This window comes from Holophagales bacterium, from assembly GCA_016699405.1.
GTDB lineage: Bacteria > Acidobacteriota > Thermoanaerobaculia > Multivoradales > JAGPDF01 > JAAYLR01.
Window position 1 is genome coordinate 1,631,443 of the sequence record CP064972.1, and the last position, 11,157, is coordinate 1,642,599.

An 11,157-nucleotide genomic window follows, 5' to 3' on the forward strand; every position below is an offset into this window, starting at 1 on the left:
CCGAAGGAGGGGAGCGTGTCGAGTCTCGAGCTGAGACCCCGGGAGTCCTGTCGCTTCGACATCCTGTCGCTGGGCGAGATCATGTTGCGCCTCGACCCGGGCGAGGGCCGGATCCGCACGGCGCGGCAGTTCCGCGTCTGGGAGGGCGGCGGAGAGTACAACGTGGCCCGCGGCCTGCGGCGCTGCTTCGGTCTGCGGGCGGCGGTGGTGACCGCCATCGTGCGCAACGAAGTGGGCCTCCTCCTCGAGGACCTGGTGCTCCAGGGGGGCGTGAGCACGAGCCTGATCCGGTGGGTGGCGTCCGACGGCATCGGCCGCAGCGTGCGCAACGGGCTGAATTTCACCGAGCGGGGCTTCGGCATCCGCGGCGCCGTCGGCTGTTCGGACCGCGGTCACAGCGCGGCCTCGCAGTTGCGCGTCGGCGACATTGACTGGGAGCACATCTTCGGCGAGCTCGGCGTTCGCTGGTTCCACACCGGCGGGATCTTCGCGGCGCTTTCGGCGACGACCGGAGACCTGGTCGTCGAGGCGGCGCGCATCGCCAAGAAGCACGGCACGGTGGTCTCGTACGACCTCAACTACCGGCCGTCGCTCTGGGCAGCCTACGGCGGCCTCGAACGCTGTCGCGAGGTGAACCGGGCGATCGCCCCGTCGCTCGACGTGATCCTCGGCAACGAGGAGGACTTCACGGCCTGCCTCGGGCTCGAGGTGGAGGGGGTCGACGCCGGTCTGCTCGACCTCGAGGTCGCGGGGTTCGAGAAGATGATCCGCCGCGCCGTGGCGACCTACCCGAACTTCAAGGCGGTGGCCGCGACCCTTCGCGCCGCGAAGACCGCCACCGTCAACGACTGGGGCGCCATCTGCTGGTGCGACGGCGAGCTCCACCTCGCGACCCCGCGGCCGAATCTCGAGATCCTCGATCGCGTCGGCGGAGGCGACAGCTTCGCCTCCGGCTTCATCTACGGGCTGATGGAGCTCGGGGATGCGCGGCTGGCGGTGGAGTACGGTGCGGCGCACGGTGCCTTGGCGATGACCACGCCGGGCGACACCACCATGGCCTCCCTGAGCGAAGTCGAGAAGGTCGTCCGGGGCGGCGGGGCGAGGGTGGACCGATGAGCGCGACGACCGAACGGCTGGCCCGCCTGCCGGTGATCCCGGTGATCGTGCTGGACCACGAGAACGACGCCGAGCCCCTCGCCGAAGCGCTGCTCGCCGGCGGTCTCGACCGGATCGAGGTGACGCTGCGCACGCCGGCCGCGCTGGCGGCGCTCGGGCGCATCCGGCGCGCCTTTCCCGAGATGCTGGTGGGCGCCGGCACGGTGGTGACGCGAGAGCAGGCACAGCAGTGCCTCGACCTCGGCGTCTCCTTCGCGGTGGCGCCGGGCTTCAACCCGGAGACCGTCCGGCTCTTCGCTCACGGCGGCGTGCCGTTCGTTCCCGGCGTGCTCTCGCCCTCCGAGATCGAGGCGGCGTACTCCCACGGCTGCACTCTGCAGAAGTTCTTTCCGGCCGAAGCGGCCGGCGGCGTGAAGATGCTGCGCGCCCTGGCCGGGCCGTACGAGTCGCTCGGCATCCGCTTCTGCCCGACGGGCGGCGTCTCCCTGGACAACATGAAGGAGTACCTCTCCCTGCCCCAGGTCTTCGCGGTCGGTGGCTCCTGGCTGGCGACGAAGCAGCAGATCGCCGAGAAGCGGTGGTCGCTCGTCACTCAACAGACCCGGGAAGCCCTGTCCCGGGCGCGCGAGGTCGTTCCATGAGCCGCCTGATCCACGAGAGGTTCCTGCTGCAGAGCGAGGAGGCGTTCCGGCTCTACCAGGAGCACGCGGCGAATCTGCCGATCATCGACTACCACACGCATCTGCCGCCCGCCGAGATCGCGGCCGATCGCGGCTGGGAGAACATCAGCCAGGTCTGGCTCAACGGCGACCACTACAAGTGGCGCCAGATGCGCACCAACGGCGTCGCCGAGCGCTTCTGCACGGGCGACGCGAGCGATCGCGAGAAGTTCGACGCCTTCGCCGGCATCCTGCCCTATCTGCTGCGCAACCCGCTCTACCACTGGTGCCATCTCGAGCTCGCCCGCTACTTCGGCATCGACGACCTCCTGCTCAGCGCGACGACCGCCGACGAGGTGTGGGAGCGGACCTCCGAGGTCTTCCGCCGCGGGCTCTCGCCGCGCGCGCTGATCGAGAAGAGCAACGTGCTCGCGCTCTGCACCTCCGACGACCCGGCCGATTCGCTGGTGCATCATCGGGCGCTCGCTGCCGACGACACCTTCGCCCCGCGGGTGCTCCCCGCCTGGCGTCCCGGGCGCCTTCTGGCGCTCGCCGAGCCGTCGTCGTGGAACGTCTACCTCGACGAGCTCGGCGCCGCCGCCGACGTCGAGATCGCGTCCTTCGACGATCTGCTCGCCGCCCTCCGCGTGCGCCGCGACGTCTTCCACCAGGCGGGTTGCCGCCTTTCGGATCACGCGCTCGTCGCCGCCCTCTTCGCGCCGGCCGCGCCGCGCGAGGTCCGCGCCGGCTTCGACCGGTTGCGGAGCGGCAAGGTGCTCTCGCCCGACGACCACGACCGCCTGATGACGGCGCTGCTCCTCGAGTTGGGAGCTCTCTATGCCGAAAAGGGCTGGACGATGCAGCTCCACATCGGCGCGCTGCGGGACAACAATCGAGCGAGGTTCGCCGCCCTCGGGGCCGACAGCGGGTTCGACTCGATCGGCGATCGGACCTACGCCGAGCCGCTCGTCCGTTTCCTCGACGCCCTCGACTCGGCGGGGAATCTGCCGCGGACGATCCTGTTCAACCTCAATCCGCGCGACAACGAGATGCTGGCCTCGATGCTCGGCTGTTTCGAGGACGGCTCGGTGGCGGGGAAGATGCAGCTCGGTCCGGCCTGGTGGTTCCTCGACCAGAGAGACGGGATCGAGCGTCAGCTCGAAGCGATCTCCCAGCTCGGCTCGCTGCGCCGCTTCGTCGGCATGGTCGCCGACAGCCGGTCGTTCCTCTCGTTCACCCGTCACGAGTACTTCCGCCGTGTCCTCTGCAATCGGCTCGGCGCCGAGATGGCCGCCGGCCTCCTGCCGCGCGACTTCGATCTGGTCGGTGCGCTGGTCGAGGACGTCTGTTTCCGCAACGCGGAGCGGTTCTTCGGATTCGAGTTGCCGTCCCGCCGCGGCGCCGCGACGAGCGCAACGGCCTCGGGGGAGGAGGCTCCGTACGCGTCCCTGCCGGGCTGAGGCGACCGGGGTGCCGGGGGTCTGGTGAAGCTCGTCCCGCTCCTCGGCAGTCTGGGTCTCGTCGCCGCGACGGCCCTGGCGCAGACCGATCACCGGCTCCTCACCGCCGTGGTGGCCCAGGACGGGAGCGGGCAGTTCACCACGCTCCAGGAGGCGGTCGCCAGGATCGGAACGGGGACCCCGGACCGCCCGGCGACCCTCTACCTGCGCCGCGGTGTCTATCGCGAGATCGTCTACATTCAGCGCGAGAAGCGCCATCTGCGCATCGTCGGCGAGGATCCGGCGACCACGCTCCTCGTCTACGGGCTCCACGCGGGAAGGACCGGGCTCGACGGCCGCCCCATCGGGACCTTCCGGACGCCCACGCTGACGGTCGACGCCGACGACTTCTCGGCCGAGAACCTGACGATCCGCAACGATGCGGGGCCGGTCGGTCAGGCGATCGCGCTCGCCGTGCACGGCGACCGCGTGGTCTTCCGCAACTGTCGCCTGCTGGGTCACCAGGACACGCTCTTTCTCGACCGGGGGCGGCACTACTTCGCCGGCTGCGCGATCGAGGGCACGATCGACTTCGTCTTCGGCGGAGCGACCTCGTGGTTCGAAGGCTGCGACGTCCACGCTCTCGCCTCGAGCGCCATCACGGCCGCCTCCACGCCGCCCGAGGCTCCCTTCGGGTTCGTCTTCCACCGGTGTCGCGTCCTCGTGGCAGCGGGCGAACGGGCCTATCTCGGCCGCCCGTGGCGCGACCATGCCGCGACGCTCTTCCTGCACAGCCAGCTCGACGCCGGCATTCACCCGGCGGGGTGGCACAACTGGGATCGGCCGTCGAGCGAGAGCACCAGCCGCTACGCCGAGTTCGGCAATACCGGGGACGGCGCCGACCGCACCGCCCGGGTGCCCTGGTCCGCCGAGCTGTCCGCCGCGGAGGCCGCGCGGATCGTGCCGGTGGCGGTTCTCGGGGGATGGGATCCCGAGCGGCTCGCCCCGGTGCGCTTCGACCCGCCGAAGGTCGAGCCGAGAAGTCCTCCGGTCCTCTACTTCGTCGGCGACTCGACGATGGCCGACAAGCCGGATCTCGCACACCCCGAGCGCGGCTGGGGGCAGCTTTTCCGCGAGCTCGTCGTCCCGCCGCTGCGGTTCGAGAACCGCGCCGTCAACGGACGAAGCAGCAAGTCGTTCCGCGACGAGGGCCGCTGGGACGATCTCGTGAAGACGCTCTCGCCGGGGGACTGGGTGGTGATCCAGTTTGGGCACAACGACGAGAAGTCCCGCGACCCGCGGCGGTTCACCGAACCGGACGGAGAGTTCCGCGCCAACCTCCAGCGCTTCGTGCGCGAAACACGCGCCCGCGGAGCGCAGCCGATCCTGGCGACGCCGATCGTGAGGCGCCGGTTCGACCCCAGCGGAGCCTTTCTCGACAGTCATGGCGAGTACCCACGGGTGGTTCGCGAGGTGGCCAGAGAGGAGGACGTGCCGTTGCTCGAGATGGAGGCGTCGACTCGGGCGCTGGTCCGCAGCTACGGGGTGGAGCGCTCCCGATCGCTCTATCTCCACGTCGCTCCCGGCGTCCTCCCGCTCCTGCCCGAGGGGCTCGACGACGACACGCACCTGTCCGAGCTCGGCGCGCGCCGGATCGCCGAGGTGGCCGCGCGCGAGATGGTGTGGGCGGGGCTCCCTCTGGGGCGGTACCTGAAGCTCGACGCCGGTGTGCCGCCGCTCCGGAGCGAGCGATGAGCGGAGAGATCGGCTTCGGGATCGTCGGTGCGGGGATGGTCGCCCGGTATCACGCACGAGCGCTCGCGGCGACGCGCGGCGCCCGTCTCGTCGCGATCTGCCGTGCGGAGGCGTCGCGCGCCGCCGAGATCTCCGCGGAGCTCGGCGTGCCGTGCGCGGCGAGCTTCGAGGCCCTGCTCGACCACCCCGGTGTCGACGCCATCTGTCTGTGCACGCCGAGCGGCCTTCATGCGGACCAGGCTCAAGCAGCGGCCCGGGCGGGAAAGCACGTGCTCGTCGAGAAGCCGATGGCGCTCGACCTTGCCGACGCCGATCGGATGATCGCCGCCTGTCGCGTGGCCGGGGTGCGCCTGGGCGTCGTCCTGCAGCGCCGCACCGACCCCGCCCTCGTCGAGCTCCACGACGCGATCCGTGCGGGGGAGCTCGGACGCCTCGTCCTCGCGACGGCGACGGTCCCCTATTTTCGGCCGCCGAGCTACTACGACAGCGCGGCCTGGCGCGGCACCTGGTCGCTCGACGGCGGTGGGGCGCTGATGAACCAGGGCATCCACCTCGTGGACCTCCTGCTGTGGCTCATGGGAGGGGAGGCGGAGGTCGTCGGTGCTTCGGGTGGCACCTCGGTGCACGACATCGAGGTCGAGGACTGCGTGGTCGCGGCGCTGCGCTTCCCGGATGGCGCTCGCGGCTCGATCGTTGCCACCACGGCCGCGGCTCCGGGCTTTCCGCACCGCCTCGAGGTCTACGGCAGCGCTGGTGGGGCGCAGCTCGAAGGGGAAACCCTGGTTCGTTGGGAGGGCGCCGCGCCGCGGATCCGTGCCGCCAAGCCGACGCCGCAGAGCGCCGGGGCGGGAGGGAGCCCTGCCGGAATCGACACGCTCGGCCACACCCGGATCCTGCAAGACTTCGTTGCCGCGATTCGCGCGGGTCGCGAGCCGCTTGTCGACGGCTCGGCGGGTCGCCGCAGCCTCGCGCTGGTGCTCGCAATCTACGAGGCCGCCGGCCTCGCCGGAGGGAGACGCTGATGTCGCTTGACCCGCCCGCGGAACGCCCGCGCTATCTCCGCCAGCATCTGGCCGACAACGTCGCCGTCGTCGTCAACGAGCGCGGCGTCGCGGCCGGCGCGCTCTTCGACGACGGCCTGCGCGCGGCCGAGGCGATTCCTCCGAGTCACAAGGTGGCGCTCCGGCCGATCGCCGAAGGCGAAGCCGTGAGGCGCTACGGGCAGGTCATCGGCACGGCGCGGCGCGCCCTCGGCGCCGGATGCTGGGTGAGGGAAGCGGACCTGATGATGCCGGAGCCGCCCGCGCTCGATGCGCTTCCCTGTTCGACCGACGTGCCGCCACCGGCCCCGCCGCTCGAGGGGTACACCTTCGAGGGCTACCGGAACGCGGACGGGAGTGTCGGGACGCGGAACCTCCTGGGCATCACGACGACCGTGCAGTGCGTCACCGGCGTGTTGGAGCACGCCGTCCGGCGGATCCGCGCGGAGCTCCTGCCGCGCTACCCGCACGTCGACGACGTCGTGGCCCTGACGCACGAGTTCGGCTGCGGGGTCGCCTTCGACGCCATCGGTGCCGACATCCCCATCCGCACGGTGCACAACCTGGCGCGCAACCCGAATCTCGGCGGCCAGGCGCTGGTCGTCGGCCTGGGCTGCGAGATGTTGCAGGCGGCGCAGGTCATCGCCGCGGGAGGCGAAGGCCTGGACCTCGACGAGCCTTGGCTCTATCGGCTGCAGGATTCGAACGGCGGCTTCGACGAGATGATCGAGCGGATCCTGGCGCTGGCGGAGCGACGCCTGCACAAGCTCGACCAGCGGCGCCGCGAGACCTTCCCCGCGTCCGCCCTGGTCGTGGGGATGCAGTGTGGCGGCAGCGATGCCTTCTCCGGGATCACGGCGAATCCGGCCCTCGGCTTTGCCTCCGACCTGCTGGTGCGTGCCGGCGCGACGGTGCTGTTCTCCGAAGTGACCGAGGTGCGCGATGCCGTGCACCTGATGACCTCCCGCGCCAGGGACGAGCGGGTGGCGCAGGCCTTGATCCGCGAGATGGAGTGGTACGACCGCTACCTCGAGCGCGGCCGCAGCGATCGCAGTGCGAACACCTCCCCCGGCAACAAGGCCGGTGGTCTGTCGAACATCGTGGAGAAGGCGCTCGGCTCGGTCGCCAAGTCGGGAGGCGCGGCGATCGAGGGCGTGATCGCCCCGGGCGAGCGCGCCCAGGGCCGGGGGCTGCAGTTCTGCGCCACTCCGGCGAGCGACTTCGTCTGCGGCACCCTCCAGCTCGCTGCCGGCATGAACCTCCACGTCTTCACCACCGGCCGGGGAACGCCGTACGGACTGGCGATGGCGCCGGTGGTCAAGGTCAGCACGCGCAGCGACCTCGCCAGGCGCTGGCCCGATCTGATCGACCTCGACGCCGGTCGCATCGCCAGCGGCGAGCGCAGCGTCGAGGAGCTCGGCTGGGAGCTGTTCCACCTCTACCTCGAAGTCGCCAGCGGCAGGAAGAAGACCTGGTCGGAGGTGCACCGGATCCACAACGCCCTGGCGCTGTTCAACCCCGCACCGCTCACCTAGCCGGGACGTCGTTGCTCGAGCGGTCGCGAGGCGGCGCGGCTGGCGGTGGCGGCGGAGTGCCGCAGGGGTCGCAAGTTAGGATCGAGGCGGAACGGACCCGGACGCTCGCGGACAGATCCTCGACGAGAGGCATCGCCCGCTGCTGCGCTCTCGGGAAGGCGACCCGCGCCGATGGCCCCGTTGGGCGCCCGACTCCGCCCCGAAGGTGACGTCCCACGCGGCAGGGATAGCTGCTGCGAAACGACGAGGGGTCTCGCCATGCGATTGAAGGTCATCGCCCTGCTGCTCGCGCTTCTCACCGTCATCGCTCTTCTCGCCTGGGCGAACTGGCCGGAGGCGGCGCCGCTCCCGGCGGGGACGCGGGTCGAGCGGATCGTGGTGCGGAAGGCCGAGCGGGTGATGGAGCTCGAGAGCGGCGGTGTGGTGGTGCGCCGCTATCGCGTGTCGCTCGGGCGCGTGCCGGTCGGAGCGAAGGAGCGCGAGGGCGACCGCAAGACGCCGGAGGGGCTCTACCGCATCGACGACCGGAACCCGCGAAGCTGTTGCCACCTGTCGTTGCACATCTCCTACCCGTCGCCCGAGGACACGCGCCGGGCCGCGGCGCGCGGCGAGAGCCCCGGCAGCCTCATCATGATCCACGGCCTGCGCAACGGCTTCGGCTGGCTCGGTCGACTGCATCGTCTCGCCGACTGGACCTACGGCTGCATCGCCGTCACCGATGCCGAGATGGACGAGCTCTGGCGCGTCGTGGCCGACGGGACGCCGATTCTCATCACCCCCTGACGCGACGAAGGATGATCACGCTCCTCTGAACAGCGAGCCGACCCGTTTCTCGGAGCGCGGGCCGGCACTCCCGCGGCCAGGAACCTGCTCCTCCTGCGGCTCGCGTGAACGCGCGTTTCCATCTCGGCCTGGCGAGGAGTAGATTCCCCGGGGGGCGACAGGTCCGGGCCGGTGCCGGCGAAGGAGGGTCGATGCTCATGGTGGAGCCAGTGGGGATAGGGCGTTCGCTCGGCGAGCCCTCGGTGGGCGATGACCTCTTTGTGCGAGTTCTCCCGGTCGTCTTTTCCGGGATCGGGCTCGTCCTGCTTCTCATCTACCTCGTGGCGAGGCCATCGGGCGGTCACGCTCCGCCCGGATTCCTGCCGACGGTGAGTCACCCCGCCACGATGATTGCGAACGGCGCTCTCGCGGTCGAGGTTCGGTGCAACGGGAGAGTGATCGTTGACGGCGATTGGGTGCCGGACGACCTGCTCGCGTCGATGCTCGCCGAGAGCCGCGCCTCCAAGGGCGCTCCCGTCTTCGTTTCCGCGGATTCACGTTGTGAGTTCGCGCAACTCGTGAAGGTGATGCGATCCCTGCGCGACGGTGGGCGCCACCACCTGTTTCTGGTGACCGCGACTTCGAGGTGATCGTCGCCATCCGGACGCTGGCCCCGTTCGGGCGCGGACGCCGCATCCAGGGTGGAAGGCGGGACGTGAGCGCTGCCGCGAGAGCCCGCGGCGGATCGCGTTCCGACGGTGAGACGACATGAGATCGACCCGACGCCTGCTCCCTGTTCTTCTCGCGCTCCTCGTACCGGCCGCTGCCCGGGCCGCCACGCCATGCGACTCGCCCGAGGCCGTGGCCAGGCGCCTCTACGAGTCGAGCTACTCCTTCTACGCCGAGGGTGCGCCGGCCGGGCTGCTCGCTCCGGCCTTCGAGAAGGCGGTTCGCGCCGAGGTGAGCTGTCTCGCCAAGGAGGGCCTCTGCAACCTCGACTACGACCCGTGGCTGGGCGCGCAGGACGGCGAGATCGCCGGCAGGCCGGAAGCTCGTCGTCGTCTCGAGCATGGGTGACTTCGCCGCGGTCGTCCAGATGAGCTATCGCTTCACCGTCGAGGCGGGGAAGTCGACGCCGCATGCGGTCGAGATCGTGCTCTCGCGCGAGACGGGGCAGTGCTGGAAGGTCGCCGACCTGATCACGCCGATCGGCGACTCGCTGCTGCATCTTCTCTCGACGCCCTAGCGAGCCAGGCACTCCCCGTCGCAGGAGCGGGGCGCGGAATCGGGGCTAGGGCCGCCGCGCCGACCACGCCGTCGCGGCGCCGCTCTCGAACCCGTCGGAGAAGAGCGGAATGGCGAACGGGCAGGTCACCGTTCCGTAGTTGGCCGTCGTCAGGCCGCCGGTCTCCTTGGCCCGCACGGCGTAGGCGTAGGCGTTGCCCCGGTTCGGGTCTCCGCCGCCGCCACGCGGCCCGCAGGAGACGATGAGCGCCTGCACGTACATGTCGGACGGAACGTACATGTAGGTCTGGAAGAACCCGCCGAAGATCGCGCGGAGTCGTCCGTCGATCTCGACGGTCATCTCCAGCATGTACTGGCCCGAGCCGGCGGTGACGTAGAGGTACGTCCACTCGATGTAGCAGAGATTGGAGGACGGATCCTCGCGGTAGCAGGTCGGGCTCGGGCTGTCGATGAACGAGATCGTCGGGGCATCGGCGGCGACCTCCCGCTCGCGTAGCGGCTTCGGCTGGCTCGCGGTCGGCGTGCCCGGCTCGGCGGCGCGTGCCGGAGCCGCGACGCTCGGCAAGAGCAGCAGGAGGAGGAGAGCGGCCAGGAGATGGAGTCGCGGGAGCTTCGGTCGCTGCCGCATCGACGGGGGTCCTATGGCGTGAAGGCGGGGCAAGAGATCGAGCCGTAGTTGGCGGAGCTCAGGTTGGCGGAGTCCTTGGCGCGGATCGTGTAGCCGTAGGTCTTGCCGCGATTCGGGTCGCCACCCGAGCCGAGAGCGCCGCACGCGACCCTGAAGCCGCGGAAGTGCATGTTGTAGGGCACGTACATCGAGGTCTGGAAGAACCCCTGGTAGCGGCCGACCTTGCCGATCTCGTTGATCGTCACTTCCATGCAGATCATGTAGTTCGGATTCGCGTCGACCGAGAGGTAGTACCAGTTGATCCAGCAGGCATCGACGGCCGGATCGGGCTGGTAGCAGGCGACGGTCGGGGAGTCGATGAAGCTGATCGTCGGCTGCTCGGCGCCGGCCTGGCGCGACGTCATCTGCGATTCGCGCCGCGCGCCCGGGTGCTCCTGATGCGGCATCTGCACCGCTGCCGTCGGCGGATCGCACGGCACGTCACCGCGCGCGGGGCTCGACGCGAGCGCGGCAGCGAACGAGACCCACATCGTCGTGAATAGATAGAGCTTCGCCCTGGGTGGCATGCCTTCCTCCTGAGTTGTGATCGTCGAAGAGCCGGCAGCGTGCGCCGTTTCGAAGGCGAAGTCAATGAAGGGCTCCTCCGCGACGAAACAAGAGAGCGTGAGTCGGCGTCGGCGTGCGCTCGCGTGAGCGCGCGCGATGGGGACTCGCGCTGGTCGACCTCTAGAACGTATGGGAGCGATCGGTGCATCGACACACGAGTTGTCGATTCGCGTTCGCCCTCTTCTGAACAGTGCCGATGCGATCAAGCCATCGCGTATTTCCAGCGCCTCGGTTTCCCGTCCGTCACCCGCGGAATGGCTATGGCTGACGAAGGTCTCGTCCGTCCCGGTGCGCGTCGAAGGGGCCCCAGTTCGGCCGAAGGCTTGAGCGCTCGGAGAATCTCACGACGAGCCACGGCGGCTCGAACACCGA

12 protein-coding genes are annotated in these 11,157 nt (G+C 70.1%); 10 read left to right on the forward strand and 2 right to left on the reverse strand.

Features of this window, described 5'->3' with window-relative positions; translation table 11 throughout:
- Window positions 1-15 precede the first annotated feature (15 nt).
- From IPJ17_06955 to IPJ17_07000, 10 genes are all read left to right on the forward strand, one after another.
- The gene (locus tag IPJ17_06955; protein ID QQR75308.1) at window positions 16-1,116 is read left to right on the forward strand and encodes a sugar kinase; all 1,101 of its coding nucleotides are present in this window, start codon (window positions 16-18) and stop codon (window positions 1,114-1,116) included.
- Window positions 1,113-1,757 carry a bifunctional 4-hydroxy-2-oxoglutarate aldolase/2-dehydro-3-deoxy-phosphogluconate aldolase gene (gene eda / locus IPJ17_06960; GenBank protein QQR75309.1) on the forward strand — a complete coding sequence of 215 codons (645 nt, stop codon included), beginning with the start codon at window positions 1,113-1,115 and terminating at the stop codon, window positions 1,755-1,757. Before IPJ17_06955 ends, eda begins: the two co-directional genes overlap by 4 nt.
- A complete protein-coding gene (uxaC, locus tag IPJ17_06965) occupies window positions 1,754-3,235 on the forward strand; it encodes a glucuronate isomerase (GenBank protein QQR75310.1) in 1,482 nt (493 codons plus the stop codon). Before eda ends, uxaC begins: the two co-directional genes overlap by 4 nt.
- A gap of 24 nt (window positions 3,236-3,259) precedes the next feature.
- Entirely contained in the window at window positions 3,260-4,969 is a 1,710-nt protein-coding gene (locus IPJ17_06970; protein QQR75311.1) for a hypothetical protein, read from the forward strand.
- Entirely contained in the window at window positions 4,966-5,991 is a 1,026-nt protein-coding gene (locus IPJ17_06975; protein ID QQR75312.1) for a Gfo/Idh/MocA family oxidoreductase, read from the forward strand. The genes IPJ17_06970 and IPJ17_06975 overlap by 4 nt, the downstream gene beginning before the upstream one ends.
- Window positions 5,991-7,544 carry a galactarate dehydratase gene (gene garD / locus IPJ17_06980; protein QQR75313.1) on the forward strand — a complete coding sequence of 518 codons (1,554 nt, stop codon included), beginning with the start codon at window positions 5,991-5,993 and terminating at the stop codon, window positions 7,542-7,544. Before IPJ17_06975 ends, garD begins: the two co-directional genes overlap by 1 nt.
- A gap of 258 nt (window positions 7,545-7,802) precedes the next feature.
- Window positions 7,803-8,327, forward strand: coding sequence for a L,D-transpeptidase family protein (locus IPJ17_06985; GenBank protein QQR75314.1), 525 nt, complete (start codon window positions 7,803-7,805; stop codon window positions 8,325-8,327).
- Window positions 8,328-8,518: 191 nt separating this feature from the next.
- Window positions 8,519-8,956, forward strand: a complete 438-nt coding sequence (locus IPJ17_06990) for a hypothetical protein (protein ID QQR75315.1) — start codon at window positions 8,519-8,521, stop codon at window positions 8,954-8,956.
- 118 nt (window positions 8,957-9,074) lie between these two features.
- Window positions 9,075-9,383 (forward strand): hypothetical protein, encoded by a 309-nt coding sequence (locus IPJ17_06995; GenBank protein ID QQR75316.1) that lies wholly within the window; start codon window positions 9,075-9,077, stop codon window positions 9,381-9,383.
- The gene (locus IPJ17_07000) at window positions 9,376-9,552 is read left to right on the forward strand and encodes a hypothetical protein (GenBank protein ID QQR75317.1); all 177 of its coding nucleotides are present in this window, start codon (window positions 9,376-9,378) and stop codon (window positions 9,550-9,552) included. The genes IPJ17_06995 and IPJ17_07000 overlap by 8 nt, the downstream gene beginning before the upstream one ends.
- Window positions 9,553-9,597: 45 nt before the next feature.
- Here IPJ17_07000 and IPJ17_07005 read toward each other — a convergent pair whose 3' ends face one another.
- Together IPJ17_07005 and IPJ17_07010 are read right to left on the reverse strand one after the other, a co-directional pair.
- Window positions 9,598-10,179: a hypothetical protein gene (locus IPJ17_07005; protein QQR75318.1), complete on the reverse strand. Its 582-nt coding sequence runs from the start codon at window positions 10,177-10,179 to the stop codon at window positions 9,598-9,600.
- Window positions 10,180-10,190: 11 nt separating this feature from the next.
- Window positions 10,191-10,745, reverse strand: coding sequence for a hypothetical protein (locus IPJ17_07010; protein ID QQR75319.1), 555 nt, complete (start codon window positions 10,743-10,745; stop codon window positions 10,191-10,193).
- Between the last annotated feature and the right edge of the window lie 412 nt (window positions 10,746-11,157).